Here is a 17,058-nt window from a genome sequence, read left to right as displayed (position 1 = left end):
TTAAAGTTGGGACTGTCAGTGGTTAGATACATGTGTTGGTAGTAGATAAATCTCTATATATTGGATTTTTATTGAGTTTGGGCTGTAATAGAAGGAGTACTTGGTCTTACATACCAGATATTTGTAAAAAATTTATTGCCAATAACTCAATTCCTCTATCCCCAAACCAAAAAATCTATCAATAATAGTATTTAAACTTAAACGCTGTTTCTAATACCACTAATTTAGGTTAACTGAGAGGAGATTTGACCTAAACTATTTTTCAGGATACAGCAAAAGCTCAATTATCGGCAAGAGTGCATGATAAAGTGCGTACCGTTCAAGCAAAGCTTAGGTTGAGACAACATATCGGAAGAAATTTTTTCATAAGTTGACCTAAAAAAGTTAGCTATTACAACACGGAAACAGTAAAGCAAAACTTCGATGGTGTTACTTGGACAAAATCAAATAAGCTATAACTGAGTCAGTGAAGCGTAGCATGTATACAGACCGCGTGACCAAACAAGAAAAAGCAATAACTAGTGAGGTCAAGCATACCAAAAGGAGACAATTAGAAGCTTTAGAAGCGCAAGGACTTCTTGAAGCTATATGTAAACTGAGTAGTAAATATCGTAGTAAGATTATATTTTCTCTTCTTCTAACACTTCCATCAGAAGATATTGAATTTATAAGAAAAAAATAGCCTAAAATCATTGCTGATTTGAAATCTGCTGAAGAAGCAGAGAATAAAGCATACGCTAAGATTGAGTACAAACAACTATTAAGCGGTGACTATGCATACATTCGAGAGTGGGGAAGTACAAAGTGCAATATCTATATGGGGAGAATGTATCTCCGTCACAAGCATAAGTATCGTGCTAGAAATAAGGAGGGATTAACTAAAACTTTTATCAGTCTAGGATTACATCGTTTTGGTGAAAGCAAAGTTTACTTGCGCATTCATTAACTTGAGCCAACAGATAAAATTTTAGACCACGAGTTTTTTGATATACGTCAGAAAAGCAAGGCCGCACGGGAAATATTACGAGAGAAAATTGAAAACCTTTACTTACCTAGAGGAGGTTGGAAACTGCAAGATCTTGGTGAGCAGGATGTCGATATAGGTCACGCAACCCCTACCACACAATATACAGCAGGAAATAGACCAAATATAGATAAAATCAAAAATAAAATTGATTGGGATTCCTCAATTATTGATGATTTACAAGACAAAAGTCTATCAAACTTGAATAATCTATTTACTCAACAAGTAGAAGTATCACTAACACATAAGCACGTAGAGCAGATTTTGAAAACCCTAGAAGATTGGGTTTGGTTGAGTAAAGTTTTATCGAAAGATTTGCAAGGAAGGATTATTCGCAAGCAAGAGTGCACTACCTTGATTATAAATTCCAAGCAATTAGTTAAAGTAAATACTTCACTTAATAAATTGTTAGTAATTTCACCAGAATTACTTATTAACTGGTTGAAAGAAACTTTCTTTGCAGTTGCAAGCTCAAGATTAGTTGATGAAGCGCAAAAACTACGAGCTAGTAAATGGTTGCCGCATTTAGAAAGTACTTCAAAAAATAATGCTCAAACTTTAATAGAATCTGTGTTTTATTTGTAACTATTTACTACAAATTGCTCAAGGATAAATAGTTGATAATTATATTTTTTTACGATGAAGCTGAAGAAATATTTGTATTTAGCTTGCTTCTAACTATAACTTAATGTAGATGTAGAACAACAAATTGTGTAAAATTAAGTATTTTACTTTTAGAAGTTCCGTCTAGAATAAAATAATATGATTGCGTGAAGGATAACAATAAAGGATACGTGCAAGGACAAGGTTTTTATGTTGTGAAAGAAGTTCTAATTGTGAGTGAACCGCATATTTTTTCCACTTCATTAAAAATACGTAATTTTTGATTACATGAAGCAGTAAGAATGTAAAAAAGTAAATATTTTGTAGTAGATGAAGGTTATTCTTGTCGGAAGTATATAGCTACCAGAGTGATGAAGGAAGTATTCAAAGCGGTGCAGTTCCCATGATTGAGATAATGTTACTGACCGTAGGGCGTTGCCCATATTCTTGAATAGTGGTAAAGTTGTTGATAACTAATTGCAATTAGTGCCTGACCACCTCATCATGACGCTGATCCTCAACCAATCTGATTGGGAAGAACTGTGCCAACAAGCTCCCAAACTCCAGCCTGACAATTTGGTGCTGGATGATTTTGAGGATCTCACGAGTTGTCCAGAATTGTTGGGGCAAGAATTTAGGCGCTTGATAGAGCTATCGCCTGGGGTGAAATTGACCCTCTCAAACAGCAAATACTGTCAAGACTGGATGTTTAAAGAGCCTAGCCACGAGCATCCGATTCAGTTTTTAATTTGTCTGTCAGGCTTCATTCATTGTAATATTCACCCCAGTATAGGTGGAACGCGCGGCTATTTTTCAGGAAGTGGAATTTCACCTGCTTATGTTGAGCAGAATCATGCTGGAGAGCATTTAACTCTCGTTGATATTGAGCTTGAGCCAGATGTGCTGAAGTCATTTTTCCTGGACGATCGCCAGCGTCATTCTGACCCAATTAGACAGTTGTTTAAAGGAGAGGATTGGAAGGTTTCATTTTATCCCACGGTGACTGCAAAGATGCGATCGCTCGCGCAACAGCTTTGGAATACGCCGTATCGAGGTGGGAAGCGACGGCTGTATCTTCAATCTAAAGTGTTTGAACTACTGGTGATGCAGCTTGATGCGATTGGAGTAGGGCAAGACAAGCTGCGAGATTCACTAAAGCCAACAACGCTTGACCGTATTTACCATGCCAAGGATATTATGCTAGCAGACTTAGAGAATCCGCCCTCGGTGCTGGAACTAGCACAACAGGTAGGCGTGAGCGTCTGTACACTTCAGCGTCGATTTCAAGAATTGTTTGGCATGACGGTGTTTGGCTACTTAACTGATCGGCGAATGGAATTAGCAGAACAACTACTGCGACAAGGTGGTTGCACAGTTACTGAAATCGCCGCAATTGTGGGTTACTCTAATCCAAGTTACTTTGCTGCTGCATTTAAACGAAAGTTTGGCATTACACCTAAGGAGTGCTTGTTAGGCAAAAAGATTGTTTTGCGATGATTTTTGATTGTTTTGCAGTAGACACTGCTATAAACACTCCTTTAAACTGACTTCCAGCTTGTGAAGAAATATTCTCAAAAGAGGACGATTTGCTGGTGAAAGTGTGTGGAGTAGGTACGGGCGATCGACCTTTGGCGGTGTGTTTTTTGAAGAAATTATCGTTTCGAGTGTGGCTTTGGCTATTAGCGAGTTTATCGGGGTGTATTGCCAATAGCTTAGTTGTGTTGCTACTGAGGCGCAAACAATAGACGAAAGCGTTGAACAATGGATTGAGATTGGCAGCGATGTAATTGTAGGATTACCCGATAACTGGGGTATTCAATCTGAACCGCAAACTGATCTGCCTAATTTAAGCGAACCCATCGTTTCCTCTGCACCTGCAATGACTCAACCGAGTGAGATTGAGCAGCCTGCTACAACAATCAAAGAGTGGGTGGCACAAATTGAAGCTTCTCTGGTACAAATTACTGGAGTTCGCGTCGAGACTACCGAAGCAGGATTGCAAGTCATTCTAGAAACAGCTAAGGGCGAAACGTTGGCTCCAGAAACTCGGAAAATTGGTAATGCGCTAATTGCTGATATTCCCAATGCGGCGATCGCTCAAGTGTTTTCCCAGGCAAATCCAATTGAAGGAATTGTGCTGGTAAGTGTAACGAGTTTGTCAAATAACCAAGTGCAGGTAACGATTACAGGGACGGATGCGCCGCCAGTGGCTGAGGTGACGGCAGAAGCACAGGGGTTAGTTCTATCTGTAACAGTGGGTGATACTGGAGAAGTTACAGAGGAAGACACAATTGAGATCGTAGTGACGGGAGAGCCGGATGAAGGCTATAACCCGTCGAGTGCATCGACTGCGACGCGGACAGATACGCCACTGCGGGATATCCCTGCTTCGATACAGGTTGTGCCACAACAAGTGCTCGAAGAGCGCAATGTCAGAAATTTGAATGAGGCAGTAGAAACAGTTAGTGGTGTAATTGACAATGGTAGTTTTTACGGCGCACCTACAGGCAGTAGAATCATTAGAGGATTTAATCAAGGCTTTGTAGGGAGTGGCATCAATTTCCGAAATGGTGCTCCTGATGTTGATTACTACGCTTTAACCCCGATAGGCACGATCGAACAAGTAGAAGTGCTGCGAGGACCTGCCTCTGTTCTGTTTGGGGCGGTGGAGCCTGGTGGGATTGTCAACACGATTACTCGGCAACCTCTGAGCGAACCCTATTACAACCTGGCATTTGAGGCAGGAAATTACGAATTCTACCAGCCCAGCATTGATGTCTCTGGACCTCTGACAGAGGATGATACGCTGCTCTATCGATTCATCGCCAGTTATCAAAGTTCAGGCAATATTCAACCGTTTGTTGATGAGCAACAATTAACGACAATCGCACCCTCTATTACTTTAAACTTGGGAGATAGAACGAAACTGAATTTGTATTACGAGTATATAAACTTCTTTTCAGATAACATTATCACTGGTGCGGTGATTCTCAGTGATGGCAATCTCACACCACGAGATTTCTATCTGGGCTATCCTAATCTCGACTTGCTGCACATCACGACTGAACGCTTTGGTTATACATTTACTCATGAGATTAGCGACAACTGGCGAATTCGCAATAATGTTGCGGTTGTTCTGAGTGATTTTGTCGACGAGCGCGGCTTCCCAATCGGCACAGTGGACGATCGCTTTATCCAGATCGAGGCATTGGATTATGACTATACGAAGGATAACTATTTTGCCAATATTGATTTGTTGGGAGAGTTCAACACTGGAGCGATTACCCACCGCCTGTTAATTGGCTTTGATGTAAACCGCTTTGTTGAAAATAGTACAATTTTTCAAGTTCCAAATATTCCCGATCTAGATCTCTTTGAACCAGACTATGACTTTTCTAATTCTAGCTTAGTTCCAGACTCTCAATTTGTCAACACCACTCAATCCTACGGACTTTACCTTCAAGATCAAATCACGCTGCTCGATAACTTGAAGCTTCTGATTGGCGGTCGCTACGATTGGGTGACTAATGAAAATGAGATTGCTGACTTCGGAGAATTTGGTAATACCACAGACGATCCGCCGCAGAATGATGGAACTTTCAGCCCTCGGATTGGCTTAGTCTACCAGCCCAGCGATACAGTTTCGCTTTATGCCAGCTACAGCCGCTCATTTCGCCCCACCACTGGATTCAACCCAGATGGCAAAGCTTTTGAGCCGACGCGAGGCACTCAATATGAAGTTGGCGTTAAAACTGACTTTTTGGACAATCGGCTCTCAGCGGCTCTAGCCGCCTATTACCTGACCAGAACCAATGTCACTACTGAAGATCCAGACGACCCTCGGTTTTCGATTCAAACTGGCGAGCAGCGCAGTCAAGGTGTTGAGCTAGATATTGGCGGTGAAATTTTACCTGGGTGGAACCTCACTGCCTCCTATGCCTACACCGATGCAGAAGTCACAGAGGATAACGTCACTCCAGAAGGCAACCGCTTGCCCAGTGTACCGGAACACCAGGCTAGTCTGTGGACTACTTATACGATTCAAGAAGGCACTCTGGGGGGTTTAGGATTTGGTCTAGGATTATTCTATGTAAGTGAACGGCAGGGCGATCTAGAGAATTCTTATCAAATTGGGGATTACCTGCGGACGGATGCAGCAGTTTACTATCGCAGAGATCGGTTCAACGCAGCGATTAATATTCGTAACCTATTCGATACCAATTACATTCTCACTACTTTCGGTGCAAGACAAGCTGATAGAGGTGCTCCATTCACAATTGTTGGCACTCTCAGTTGGACGTTTTAGCTTTTACTTCTGCTGATAAAGTTGATTCAATAGGCTGCGTCATTTTACTTATGCACATTTGTCAATGTTTCTACATCGCTTAATTAGTTTGTTAGTGACAGCAGTTTTAGCATTTGCACTTGTGGTAGCTTGTGGCAGAAATCTGGATCATTCTGCTACAAGTTCAAAACAGCCGTTAGAAAACTGCCGAAAGGTACAACATTCGATGGGAGAGGCTTGTGTTCCGCTCCACCCTCAAAGAGTTGTAACCATACATTCATCTATCTTTGCCAATGCAATAGCACTAGGTATTCAGCCCATTGCAACGGCATACGATATGACTGAACCTTTCCCAACCTATCTTCGAGGTAAAGTGAATGGAGTTGAATTAATTGGAGATCTTACCCAACCCAATTTAGAAAAGATTTTGCGATTGAAACCCGACTTAATTCTGGGAAACCCTTGGGCACCAAATAACTACCAACAACTTTCTAATATTGCACCTACGGTAATTCCATTTCGCGATCTTTCCTGGGAGCAAGATTTAACCGAACTCGCTCAGATTTTGGGCAAAGAGAAAGCGGGTGCTCAATTAATTGAGGCATACTGGCAGCGGATCGAACAACTTAAACAAGCCTTAGGAAATCGCCGTTACCAGATGCAAATTTCCGTTGCTGGCACATTTCCTGAATACATTTATGCTTATGGGTTAAATAGTGCTCCTGGTGTCATTTTAAATGATGCCGAATTACAGCGACCGCCATCGCAGAGAAAGAATTCTTACTACGTAGAAAATATTTCTGAGGAATCTCTATCTGAAATTGATGGAGATGTGCTTTTCTGCGTTGTTCGAGGAGGCGATGAAGGCAAAGAGAAGCTTTTACAGAGGCTTACGCAAAAACCTCTATGGCAACAACTTAAAGCAGTTCAGCAAAATCACGCTTATCTTGTAGACTATCACTGGCATCACTTAGATATTCTTGCGATGAATGCCATTGTTGATGACTTGTTCAAATACCTTGTCAACACACTTTAAACTTATGCTAACCGAACTCTTCCCCTAAAAACCGATTGTGCATTACACGCACCACGCGATCGCACGTTTACGCTTTCATAAGTACGATCGCCGATCTTGTAGGATGCGTTACGTAGTGCCTAACGCATCCATAAAAAGCGTGGGTGGCACTACATTGTGAATCACTCAAAGCATTTGGGTAAATTGAGCGATAGAACCTTATATTCTGATGCCAATGACCAATTACCGAAGAGCTTTGATCGCAGGAGGGACTTACTTCTTTACCCAGGTTACTCACCAAAGACAACCTTGGCTTTGTACAGATATTGCGCGTCCTCTATTGCGGGCTGCTTTCCTCAAGGTGCAACAAAAATATCCTTTCACCGTTGATGCAATTGTGCTCTTGCCCGATCATATTCATTGTATCTGGACACTACCACCAGATGATTGTGATTATGCAACCCGTTGGCGATTGATTAAAACCTATGTCACAAAACAAGGGAATATCAAGCCGCAAGCAAGTAGGAGCGAGTCATGCCAGAAACGCCAAGAGGGCATTCTTTGGCAACGGAGATTTTAGGAACATTGCATTCGGGATGAGACGGATTTTGCTCGGCATTGTGATTATATCCATTACAACCCAGTGCGACATGGATTGTGCGATCGGGCTGCCGATTGGCAGTATTCTAGTTTTCATCGATATGTATCGATATGTGACGCAGGGTGTTTATCCAGTTGATTGGGGATTGCAGGGAAAGATGGTTCTACCAATTGATGTCTGGGATGGGTGAAACTCTTTATTGAGCAAGGGTTGAGAATTATATATGTTGGGTGATGCGTTACGCTTCGCTTTTCTGGTATGCCGAAGGCTTTACACATCCTACAAGATCCTGGGAAGCGTTGAGGAAAGGAGCGATCGCCTTTTATACAGTGAAGGGAGTAAAGAGCGATCGCATCGATCAAGTGGTAGGAGAGTGAGGGCGATCGCAGTTTAATTGCAAAAATTGCATCTTTGATGAAATCGTCTTCAAATGAGGCGATCGCGAACTAGCCATTCAAATGGAGCACAATTATGGCAACTTAGTAGACCTCCTGCATGAAGCAAGCAGCATGTGCTAGTTGGTAGTTCAGCAAACCAGCAATCAAATTTAAGCGTAAGCCAAACCACTCTCTACGATTGCGATAGCGCCCAGAAAAGATGCGGAAAATCTTGAAGCGGCGAATCACATGCTCAACTCGCACTCGCAACCTAGCTAACGCTCGATTGTGTTGCTTCTCGGCATCCGGCAGTACTTGTTGTCGCGGTTTCTTGGTGGGAATACAAACACCCCTATGGAGCTTGCCAAATCCCTGATAGCCTCGGTCAGCTAGACACAATTGCGACTGTACAAATGGCAGACGACTGCGCTTGAGTAGCTTGAAGTCGTACGTTTTCCCTTTCTCAACTGCCGTAGCGATCATCTTTCCAGTTTCAAATTCGACTAACAGTTGTGACTTTATTGTGTGACTTTTCTGCTTGCCCGAGTAGTAGCGTTTTTGTTTTTTTTTGGACGTTCGATTTCCATTTCACCTACATCGACCATGAAAACCTTCCACTCCCATCCAGGTTGATACAAGTGACGCTTGCTTGGCAATCGCAACCTGCCACATTTGATTAACAAGTCTTCGACTTTCCTGATGATGCGACTAACCGTCGTTTCGTGCAGTCCCCAACTGGTGGCGATATGAAACTGGTGCTCGTTATTCGCGCCAATACTCCAACGTCACAAGCAATTGGTCTTCAACGCTCAATTTGTTTTGTCCGCCACGACGACCTTGGCGTTCTAAGTCAGGACGCAAGACCTCAACCATATTGTCAAACGTATCACGACTGACTCCACATAATCGCTTGAACTGTGTGGTTGAAAGGTTTTGTAAATCAGTGTAAGACATGGCAGTTCCTCGATTTCTTGACTCTTGCCACACTTTTACTCCACTTTGCAACCCCGTGTTTCCAACTGGCACACTTTTCTAGTATTCATGTCTAGTATTCATGCACGAGGTCTATTGTTTTGCGATGTAATTGAGCTAGATAGTGCCGCAATCGCATATTTTCACCTTCTCCCAAGGGGAGACGCTGCGCGAACGACTCGTGTCATATAAGTTTTGCTCACAATCTGGTCTGCCGCTGGAATAAATCCTGGGTAGACACTCCAACCATCAGTGACATAGAAACAACACTGCCATGCTCTAACCACTGCCCATAAAGGTTCAAATGTCTTTGCACTATGGTCACCTAACACCCAACCTAAGATGCCTACTCTAAAGTGGTCTACTGCTGTCCACAGCCAAATTTTGTTTTTTTAGATCCAACAAATGTTTCTAGTTCATCAAGTTCTCCAACTTGTGGGGTTTGTTGTGGAGCATCAGCATCAGGTAGGTGTTCTCCAACTTGTTTGACCCAGTAAATGATAGTTGTATGGTAAACCCCTGTAACTCGTTCAATACCTCGAAAACCCATGCCATTGACATACATGCGTAAGCATTGCTGCTTGATATCACTACTGTATCCTTGAGGTGCGCTATAGCTATCAATGAATTGACGACGACAACTGACACAAATGTAATTTTGCTTACCTCTTCTCTTTCCGTTCTTACGGACATGAGTAGATTGGCATTCTGGACATTGCATTAGAACTCATCCTAATTCCTCCCTCCATTATGCAACGCCTCAGCCTTTTAAAGAAAGAATTAAGTATAAATAGTGAGATGAAATGGTATGCTGACAAGGGCAAGTAGTTAGCTGATACCTTTAATGACTCGTACCATCGCACTCTTTAATCAAGCAGGTGGGGTGGGGAAAACAACCTTGACCCAGAACTTGGGGTATCATCTCCAAGCACGGGGACATCGAGTATTATTGATTGACCTCGACCCCCAAGCCTCCCTAACCACCTTCATGGGCATCGATCCGGACACCTTGGAAAAAACCCCATTCGATGCGCTAATTAATGAAGAACCTCTATTTGTTCTAAAGGATCTTCAGGGAATTCATTTGGCTCCGGCTAATATTAATCTGAGTGCCGCAGAGATTCAGTTGGTTAATCTGGATTTTCGCGAAGTACGCCTTAAAGAAGCGCTCGACCCGATCAGAGAAAACTATGATTTTATTTTGATTGATTGTCCACCTAGTCTGGGTCTACTTAGCTATACAAGTCTTGTGGCGGCTACTCACGTTCTGATTCCAGTTGAAACTCATTTCAAAGCATTTCAAGGAACTAATCTACTTTTACAAACGATCGCGAAAGTGAGAAAGCGAGGTAACCGAACATTAGAGATTGCAGGTTTTGTTCCTTCTCGCTATGCTGCTAACAACTCTCAAGACAAGCGCACGCTACAAGCAATCCGCGAACAATTTGGTAAAGTCGGTACTGTTCATGACGCTATTCCTCGTTTGACTGCGTTTGTTGACGCTTCTGAAGAACAAGTACCTCTAGCTGTTTACGATCCTCACAATCCTGCTCTAAAAATTCTCGACCAACTAGCTGCTCAGATGGAGACTCTCAATGACCCGCCAACCAAGCTCTCGTCGTAAGAGCGATAAGCCGTACAAATCTCAAGCCAACCTTGATGTGTTATTTGGTGAGGAGGAAGTAGCAACTTCGTCGCAAACTGTAAAGTTAGATGCGATTATTCTTCCTGAACGACAACCACGACGCTATTTCGATCCAGAGAAATTGGAGCAGTTGACAGAATCAATTAAGGCGCATGGTATCTTAGAGAACTTACTAATTCGCCCTGTAGAAGAAAAAGAAGGCTTATACGAGCTAGTTGCTGGCGAGAGAAGGTATCGCGCTGCCCAAGCCGCTGGTTTGACAGAAGTTCCAGTGGCTATTCGGCAGCTTACTGACGAACAGGCTATTCAAGTTTCTTTAGTCGAAAATTTACAACGCGAAGATTTGAATCCAGTTGAGGAGACTGAAGCCATTTTACAACTTTTAGCATCGCGGCTCAAAAGCGCTGAAAGTGACGTCAGTTCGTTACTTTATCGAATGCTGAATGACGTTCAAAGAATGACTAATAACGTTATTAGTCAACCCGAAGCCGAGACTGTTAAGCAGGTATTCGCGGAATTAGGGTTAATGGAGTGGGAATCATTTATTAACAATCGACTGCCTTTATTAAGGCTGCCAGAGGAGATTTTAGAGGCATTGCGCTCAGGACAAATCGAGTACACAAAGGCGAAGGTGATCGCTTCAGTGAAGGACGAGCAGCAAAGAAAAGAATTACTAGCACAGGCAATTCAAGAAAACCTATCTCTCAGTCGAATTCGAGAACGATTGAACTCGATTCAACCCAATAAAGTTTCATCTCCATCTCCTCAATCTCACATTCAAACAATAAGCCGTCGTCTCAATCAATCAAAACTCTGGGACAAAGACCCGAAAAAGTGGAAGCAAGTGCAGGGTTGGTTGCAAAAGATAGAGAAGCTGCTAGAAGAGGGACAGTAAATAAAGTTAAAAATTGATGTTTTGAGTAAACTTCACCAAATTCTTACACAGACTAAGTGATTTTCCTATTGGTTTCTTCAAAGAAAATTAGCCATTCTGGAGAGTGAATCATTCATGAACGATTCACGCTAACGATGAATCATTCAACAACTCACCGCGAGGTTCCGCGACGGTTAGCTGTGCTGATTTTGTCCGAGGAGCGGGGGCGAAGTCCAGAATATCCGCTCGATCCGAGCTTAATCAGCAAGTGGTGTGCCGACCTTGGCTTTGAGCTAGGGCTGCGGTATTTTACTGAGGAGCAGTTTCAGCAGCTAAGGGTTGTCAATCAACACTACGCTTCTGGCGGAACCCGAAGGGAACTCTTACAGAAACTAAGGAAGATCCAAAATGGTAACGCTTGAAGATTTAATGCAACACGGTTCGCGGCGTAAGGTTGAAGGAATTGCTGCTAAGATGGGCTACCCCAAAGGCACAACTCAATTTCCTGATGAGGTTTTGGAGGAAGTCAAGAACCAATGTGGAAAAAAGCGCTCGGTTAGTGCCAAAGCTGCTGATGCAGCGGAAGACGAAGCAGTTTCCACAGCTGAGGCTGATTTAAAGAGTATTGAAGTTGCCGCAGAAAATCGCGCCGCCGGAATGTTGGTGGCGCTCGACACGCTGACAATGGTTAAGTGCGCTACTCGCAAGTTTTCCGACTCTAACCTTCAACAAGCAGTAGATGAATCACAGGGGAGACTGCGACAGTTCCTTAGTGGAGTGGCAACGGTGTATGACCCTGAAGCTTTTTTAGCGCAAACTCCTCTAGCGTTGGAAGCATCTGGGGAGAGTGGTTCGATGCGATCGCTTCCAGTCAGCAGCAACTCGCCAAAGAGTACCGAAAAAGAAAGCAAGCAAGAATCAGGGCGCAAGTCATCGGCGGGACGCTGATAGCGATCGCTGTTCTTGGGCTTTATCTTAAGCCGCACGTAGAGTGTAGAAGTTACTATGGGCATCAAGCAACATCGACGCAGACTCGCTAGCGGCGAGGAGCGGACTTATATTTATGAAGTTAGTCACGAGCAGCGGCGAAGTGTAGGAGTTGTCACGAGTTCCAGTTCCGATTCCGTTTCGCCACTCCTCTATAGAGTGGAAGAAAAAAATCGGATTGTCGCCGCGCTAAAAGCAGATTCTAGTTTGCTCGTTATCGGAGAACCTGGTTGCGGGAAAACAACTTTAGTAGATAGTGTTGCTGTGGATCTAGCTGAAGCTGGGTTTCCTTTAGCAACGACTAATCCGGCAACTCCAAAGCAAATTCTACTCTCAATTGCTGCTCAGCTTGGTGCTGATACCGAGTCCATCGAGGGTAAGGCACTTACCGTAACAGGGTTGATGGAAGCGATCGCTGAGTTTTTGAGCGAGACTACGGCTTTTCTCTTAATCGATGATGCTCACCGTCTTTCGGTGTCAATTCGCTGTTGGTTAGAAGAATTACATAGTGGTGGTCAGCCGATGCTACTAGTTGCCTCGCGTCCGCCCGCTAAAGACATTTTTCTCAAGCTACCTCGGATTGAGTTACAACCCTTGTCGCACCGCCAGATTCGAGAAATTATGCAGCAAGCTGCTGGAGAACTGGGGATAGAGTTATCTGCTGCACAATTAGCACAACTACAGCAAAGGTGCGGTGGAAATCCCATGCTTGCTAAGCGAGTAGTACGCGAGGAATATTTAGGTTTGGAGGAAAACAGTCCAGACCACACGCAATGGGTTGATGGTACTCCATTCCTCATTGCTGGATTGATGGTTTTCACAATCGTTAGATTTATTGGTCTTGGGCTAAATAGCACTTCGCTGTACCTGATTGGCGGACTTGTTGGCGTTACGGTGGGAATTGTGCGCTTGCTGTTGTACAGCTTGCCCAAGAAATCAACGAGGTTGGGGCAATGAAAAGCATTACTCACGCAGTTTTTGCCACTACTGCAACTTCGCTGTTCTTGGGAACGGCTGAACCAACGTTATTATTGACGGGCGCTTTAGCTTCTCAACTACCAGACGTTGATACTTCAAAAAGTATTCCAGGACGCATTTTGTTACCTATTTCATCTTGGTTAGAAAAGCGCTATCCGCATCGCACGATTACTCACAGTTTCCTAGCAACAGGGGCAATCGCACTTGTTACTTTGCCAATTGCGTTAATCACAACCAAGCTGTGGCAAGCTCTAGTGTTGGGGTATTTTTGCGGGTGGTTTGCGGACGTGTTTACAAAAAGTGGCGTGGCAGCATTTTATCCGTCAGCAGCACGGCTCGTGATTCCAGGCAATCCGCAGTTGCGACTATCAACAGGAAGTCCCGCTGAATATTTTGTGATAGCATTGCTGATTCTGGTAGCGATCGCGCTTCTCGCTATCAATAGTAATGGCGGTATTTTAAGGACCTTTAACTCAACGCTAGGCATTCCATCAGGTGCTGTTGAAATTGTCAATAGCGAGGGGTCGCAGTATTTATTGATGGCTCAAGTTTACGGACGCTGGGCGATCGCTCAGCAGTCGGTTAATGAAAAGTTTGAAGTCGTGCGACCACTGACGCAAACAGATTTGTTGCTCAAGGATGCTTCAGGCAAACTCTACCGAGTGGGTAGTTCGCAAAATTGTCAGATTATCGCTAGCCGGATTTTAATTGAACGCAGTAGCCCAATACAACTACAAGTTCAAGAATTACAATTATCAGATCAAGTTGTTGCTGAAGTTTTGACACAGTATCAAAACTCAACAAGCGAACGAACGTATATCAACGGTACTCTAACTGTCGAAGATGCTGAGGATTTAGTTGTGCCTACTCATGCCGATTCTTTCGACACGATTACGCTGCAATACGGTCGCGAAATGGGAGTTGTGCGCTTAGAGTCAGCAAGTCCTACAGAAGTCATGCATTTATTAGGTGATTACTACGCATCTGGCAGCTTAATTATTCGTACAGTGGAGGTATTGTAATGTTTCAGAAAAAAGCTAAGCCATTGCCAGAGCCAGTGTTGAAGGTAGTGCGCAATGCACCGACGGTTGCACCAGTAGCAACTTCACCTGGAATTTTGCTTGGGGAAAATACTCGTTGGAATCCTGAGCTTTTACCTAATGCCCATATTGCAATTATTGGAGCAAGCGGTTCGGGAAAGACGCAAACATTAAAGGCGATCGCCTACGAACTACACCGCCTTTACTCAAACACGCAAATTATTTTGATAGATTTCCACGGCGACCAGGAAGTTGAGGGAGAAGTTGTTTATCCTTTACATATGGCTTCGCCTTATGGAATTAACCCATTAGTAGTTAACCCAGATCCCGAAGGTGGTGGTCCCAATCTGCAAGCAATTGCAGTAGCAGCAACGCTCAAGAAAGTTTTAGTATTAGGTCCTAATCAAGAAGGCAAATTACTAGAAATTTTCAAAACTTGCTATCAAAAGCGGGGAATTGTTCAGGAGAAACCAGACACTTGGTTATTAGAGCCGCCTAACTTTGATGACTTAGAGGAAGAGATCAATCGCCGCAGTATTGAAACCGTTACTGATGAAGAAACGCAAGCCTCGGCTCAAACTATCAATCCACTAGATTTACCGCAATCAACTCCACCAAAAGCCCCAGGGATTTATTTTGTGTTGCAAGGCGAGAAGGTTATATACGTGGGGGCATCGATGAATTTACTAAATAGACTTACAGGCAACCATCACGTTCTTAAAAAGGTTAGCAAGAGCGCCGTAGTACATTGGTATCAGCAAGACAGCGAGTGGGAACAGCTTCTTAAACTAGAAACTGCTTTGATTAAAAGATTTGAGCCAAATTTTAATGAGTTAGAACTTAAACCGAAGTGTAAAGAAAGTGAAAAACTCCGGCTTAAATTAGCAGCTACTTTTCAGTATGGGATCTTTTCTAGACCGCAGCCTAAGTTTGAAGAACGACTAATTCGAGTCGATTTATCCAAGTTACCTCCCGCACTCCAATCAATCGCTGCCGAGTCGTTGGCTAGACAGTTGATGGATAAACATAGACTAATGGGAGAAATAGCAGGCAAAATTCCTCGGACATTTTTGTTCATCGATGAAGCCAAGGAGATGCCTAAAAATTCGGGTAATAGTTGCGATCGCATCACAGCTGATGGCAGAAAGTACGGATTAGCTTTGGTTGCTGCCTCTCAGTCCGAGCGTCATTTATCAGCAGACCTGATTGGTAACTCAGCGACGAAGATTGTGCTGCCAGTGGACCAGACCGAAGTTCGGTCAGTTGCTAAAAAGTTTCGGTTTGCGGAAGAGAGGGTAGCACGACTTTCACCTTTACAAGCACTGTGTAGGTTTGGCAAGGATGCGTCCCAAGTTGATATCATGCCTTACTTTCAGCGATTGGAGAGTGAAGAATGAGCAAAATTTCTATTTTGCCTCCTTTAGAAACTACCAAGAAGCAACCTCACGCTTCTCGGACAGCAGAGGTTTTTCAAGCTTTAGACGAAGCTCAAGCCCAGGGTATTACAACATATGACGCGCTGATTGATTTTGTGCGGGAAAAGACGGGTACGGGTTGTTCGCGGAAGTTGATTAGTAAGTGGAAGAAAGAACGCGCCACTGTAGCAAAGCGCGAAACTGATATACAGAATCTGCCAGATGCGGTTACTGCTCCAAACAAAGAGGTACAACCGCAACAGCAGCCTGAAACTAGGCAAAAATAGAAGGTTGGTGCAACCGAGGGCAACCCTGACTTGAAACCACTGATGTGTATAGGTTTCAACTTTTGCCTCTTAATGATGAATGATACCCGTTTTCACCCCTTGTTAATAAGTTTTCTAAATATACTAGTTTGACTATATTTGACAAACTATCTTAAATCTGCATTTTTGATAAATACGACTATCTATTCATTTATGCTCAACTCTTACTGAGATTACCTGAACGGAGAAGAGAGTGAATGGTCAAACCACATTGGGATACAGAAGAACTCATCGAAAATTGAACACTTCTTCCCCAAGAATTAGAACGGGTCAATAAGAAAGTCGGTGCTAATCAGATTGGTTTTGCCATTTTACTAAAATCTTTTCAACTAATGGCTCGTTTTCCTAACTCTTCAGCCGAAATACCAGACCTTATTATCTTTTACATCGCCTCACAACTAAAAATTGACCCTAACTTGTATTCTTAATACAATTGGCAAGGGCGTTCTCTCAAAAATCATCGTGCAGAAATTCGTCAGTTATTCGAGTTTCGGATTGCTACTCTCTCTGATTCGGAGGAGATATCCAATTGGTTAATTGAAAACATTTTACCCAATGAACAAAGATTTGAACCCCTCCTTCAACTTATCTATCAAAAGTTTCGTAACTTACAAATCGAACCCCCAACCCCAAAACAGGTTGAACGTTTAATTCGTAGTGCTATTCACCAACACGACTTCTTATTCTGTAATCAAACTTTCTCTCAACTTACTTCCACAAATATTGAACAAATCGACATTATCCTCACCACCGAAGAAACCAATAACATAGAAAAAGCTGAATCAGAGAAGCCTCAGGAAAAACTTAAAGCATCGGACTTGGCTTTTCTCAAAACTGACCCAGGTCTAGTGGGGCTATGTAGTTTCTTAACTGAAATAGAAAAGCTCAAACGTATTTGATCTGTTGGTTTACCTCC

Annotated in this window: 17 protein-coding genes and 3 pseudogenes; 18 read left to right on the top strand and 2 right to left on the bottom strand. The window is 43.1% G+C overall.

Going from position 1 to position 17,058, the window contains the following annotated elements; genetic code table 11:
* The first annotated feature begins 478 nt into the window (after positions 1–478).
* From GLO7428_RS24185 to GLO7428_RS28085, 9 genes are all read left to right on the top strand, one after another.
* Positions 479–682, top strand: coding sequence for a hypothetical protein (locus tag GLO7428_RS24185; RefSeq protein ID WP_015191210.1), 204 nt, complete (start codon positions 479–481; stop codon positions 680–682).
* 606 nt (positions 683–1,288) lie between these two features.
* On the top strand, positions 1,289–1,609 hold the full coding sequence (locus tag GLO7428_RS24175) for a hypothetical protein (protein WP_155824102.1): 321 nt from the start codon (positions 1,289–1,291) through the stop codon (positions 1,607–1,609).
* 522 nt (positions 1,610–2,131) lie between these two features.
* Positions 2,132–3,124, top strand: coding sequence for an AraC family transcriptional regulator (locus tag GLO7428_RS24170; RefSeq protein WP_015191208.1), 993 nt, complete (start codon positions 2,132–2,134; stop codon positions 3,122–3,124).
* A gap of 95 nt (positions 3,125–3,219) precedes the next feature.
* Positions 3,220–3,372, top strand: coding sequence for a hypothetical protein (locus GLO7428_RS28680; RefSeq protein ID WP_196797661.1), 153 nt, complete (start codon positions 3,220–3,222; stop codon positions 3,370–3,372).
* A gap of 134 nt (positions 3,373–3,506) precedes the next feature.
* A complete protein-coding gene (locus tag GLO7428_RS24165; RefSeq protein ID WP_015191207.1) occupies positions 3,507–5,933 on the top strand; it encodes a TonB-dependent siderophore receptor in 2,427 nt (808 codons plus the stop codon).
* Between the two features lie 64 nt (positions 5,934–5,997).
* Positions 5,998–6,948: an iron-siderophore ABC transporter substrate-binding protein gene (locus GLO7428_RS24160; RefSeq protein ID WP_015191206.1), complete on the top strand. Its 951-nt coding sequence runs from the start codon at positions 5,998–6,000 to the stop codon at positions 6,946–6,948.
* Positions 6,949–7,162: 214 nt separating this feature from the next.
* Entirely contained in the window at positions 7,163–7,507 is a 345-nt protein-coding gene (locus tag GLO7428_RS29825; protein WP_369792537.1) for a transposase, read from the top strand.
* A gap of 16 nt (positions 7,508–7,523) precedes the next feature.
* Positions 7,524–7,718, top strand: coding sequence for a hypothetical protein (locus GLO7428_RS29820; RefSeq protein WP_369792536.1), 195 nt, complete (start codon positions 7,524–7,526; stop codon positions 7,716–7,718).
* Between the two features lie 43 nt (positions 7,719–7,761).
* Entirely contained in the window at positions 7,762–7,905 is a 144-nt protein-coding gene (locus tag GLO7428_RS28085) for a hypothetical protein (protein ID WP_155824100.1), read from the top strand.
* Between the two features lie 102 nt (positions 7,906–8,007).
* Here GLO7428_RS28085 and GLO7428_RS27050 read toward each other — a convergent pair.
* Both GLO7428_RS27050 and GLO7428_RS27045 read right to left on the bottom strand, forming a co-directional pair.
* Positions 8,008–8,859: pseudogene (locus GLO7428_RS27050) on the bottom strand (IS5 family transposase).
* Between the two features lie 112 nt (positions 8,860–8,971).
* Positions 8,972–9,598 (bottom strand): annotated as a pseudogene (locus GLO7428_RS27045) (IS1 family transposase); the annotation flags it as partial.
* Positions 9,599–9,721: 123 nt separating this feature from the next.
* Here GLO7428_RS27045 and GLO7428_RS24135 point away from each other — a divergent pair.
* From GLO7428_RS24135 to GLO7428_RS29215, 9 genes and pseudogenes are all read left to right on the top strand, one after another.
* A complete protein-coding gene (locus GLO7428_RS24135) occupies positions 9,722–10,501 on the top strand; it encodes a ParA family protein (RefSeq protein ID WP_015191205.1) in 780 nt (259 codons plus the stop codon).
* Positions 10,473–11,417 carry a ParB/RepB/Spo0J family partition protein gene (locus GLO7428_RS24130; protein ID WP_015191204.1) on the top strand — a complete coding sequence of 315 codons (945 nt, stop codon included), beginning with the start codon at positions 10,473–10,475 and terminating at the stop codon, positions 11,415–11,417. The genes GLO7428_RS24135 and GLO7428_RS24130 overlap by 29 nt, the downstream gene beginning before the upstream one ends.
* 134 nt (positions 11,418–11,551) lie before the next feature.
* Positions 11,552–11,818 carry a hypothetical protein gene (locus tag GLO7428_RS24125; protein WP_015191203.1) on the top strand — a complete coding sequence of 89 codons (267 nt, stop codon included), beginning with the start codon at positions 11,552–11,554 and terminating at the stop codon, positions 11,816–11,818.
* Entirely contained in the window at positions 11,805–12,344 is a 540-nt protein-coding gene (locus GLO7428_RS24120) for a hypothetical protein (RefSeq protein ID WP_015191202.1), read from the top strand. The genes GLO7428_RS24125 and GLO7428_RS24120 overlap by 14 nt, the downstream gene beginning before the upstream one ends.
* 57 nt (positions 12,345–12,401) lie before the next feature.
* The gene (locus tag GLO7428_RS24115) at positions 12,402–13,340 is read left to right on the top strand and encodes an ATP-binding protein (RefSeq protein WP_015191201.1); all 939 of its coding nucleotides are present in this window, start codon (positions 12,402–12,404) and stop codon (positions 13,338–13,340) included.
* A complete protein-coding gene (locus GLO7428_RS24110; protein ID WP_015191200.1) occupies positions 13,337–14,383 on the top strand; it encodes a metal-dependent hydrolase in 1,047 nt (348 codons plus the stop codon). The genes GLO7428_RS24115 and GLO7428_RS24110 overlap by 4 nt, the downstream gene beginning before the upstream one ends.
* Positions 14,383–15,798 (top strand): ATP-binding protein, encoded by a 1,416-nt coding sequence (locus GLO7428_RS24105; RefSeq protein WP_015191199.1) that lies wholly within the window; start codon positions 14,383–14,385, stop codon positions 15,796–15,798. The genes GLO7428_RS24110 and GLO7428_RS24105 overlap by 1 nt, the downstream gene beginning before the upstream one ends.
* Entirely contained in the window at positions 15,795–16,103 is a 309-nt protein-coding gene (locus GLO7428_RS24100; protein WP_015191198.1) for a hypothetical protein, read from the top strand. The genes GLO7428_RS24105 and GLO7428_RS24100 overlap by 4 nt, the downstream gene beginning before the upstream one ends.
* 293 nt (positions 16,104–16,396) lie before the next feature.
* Positions 16,397–17,041: pseudogene (locus tag GLO7428_RS29215) on the top strand (DUF4158 domain-containing protein); the annotation flags it as partial.
* Positions 17,042–17,058: the final 17 nt, after the last annotated feature.

The sequence above is a fragment of the Gloeocapsa sp. PCC 7428 genome (genome assembly GCF_000317555.1).
Lineage (GTDB): Bacteria > Cyanobacteriota > Cyanobacteriia > Cyanobacteriales > Chroococcidiopsidaceae > Chroogloeocystis.
The sequence above is the reverse complement of the archived record's forward strand: the minus strand, read 5'-3'. Positions and strand labels throughout refer to the sequence as shown.

Coding starts and splice junctions, on each gene's coding strand:
- GLO7428_RS24110 (WP_015191200.1), top strand. CDS start 13,337: ATGAAAAGCATTACTCACGCAGTTTTTGCCACTACTGCAACTTCGCTG.
- GLO7428_RS24170 (WP_015191208.1), top strand. CDS start 2,132: ATGACGCTGATCCTCAACCAATCTGATTGGGAAGAACTGTGCCAACAA.
- GLO7428_RS24135 (WP_015191205.1), top strand. CDS start 9,722: ATGACTCGTACCATCGCACTCTTTAATCAAGCAGGTGGGGTGGGGAAA.
- GLO7428_RS29820 (WP_369792536.1), top strand. CDS start 7,524: ATGAGACGGATTTTGCTCGGCATTGTGATTATATCCATTACAACCCAG.
- GLO7428_RS24120 (WP_015191202.1), top strand. CDS start 11,805: ATGGTAACGCTTGAAGATTTAATGCAACACGGTTCGCGGCGTAAGGTT.
- GLO7428_RS24125 (WP_015191203.1), top strand. CDS start 11,552: ATGAATCATTCAACAACTCACCGCGAGGTTCCGCGACGGTTAGCTGTG.
- GLO7428_RS24130 (WP_015191204.1), top strand. CDS start 10,473: ATGACCCGCCAACCAAGCTCTCGTCGTAAGAGCGATAAGCCGTACAAA.
- GLO7428_RS24100 (WP_015191198.1), top strand. CDS start 15,795: ATGAGCAAAATTTCTATTTTGCCTCCTTTAGAAACTACCAAGAAGCAA.
- GLO7428_RS24165 (WP_015191207.1), top strand. CDS start 3,507: ATGACTCAACCGAGTGAGATTGAGCAGCCTGCTACAACAATCAAAGAG.
- GLO7428_RS24160 (WP_015191206.1), top strand. CDS start 5,998: ATGTTTCTACATCGCTTAATTAGTTTGTTAGTGACAGCAGTTTTAGCA.
- GLO7428_RS29825 (WP_369792537.1), top strand. CDS start 7,163: ATGACCAATTACCGAAGAGCTTTGATCGCAGGAGGGACTTACTTCTTT.
- GLO7428_RS24105 (WP_015191199.1), top strand. CDS start 14,383: ATGTTTCAGAAAAAAGCTAAGCCATTGCCAGAGCCAGTGTTGAAGGTA.
- GLO7428_RS28085 (WP_155824100.1), top strand. CDS start 7,762: ATGCGTTACGCTTCGCTTTTCTGGTATGCCGAAGGCTTTACACATCCT.
- GLO7428_RS24115 (WP_015191201.1), top strand. CDS start 12,402: ATGGGCATCAAGCAACATCGACGCAGACTCGCTAGCGGCGAGGAGCGG.
- GLO7428_RS24185 (WP_015191210.1), top strand. CDS start 479: ATGTATACAGACCGCGTGACCAAACAAGAAAAAGCAATAACTAGTGAG.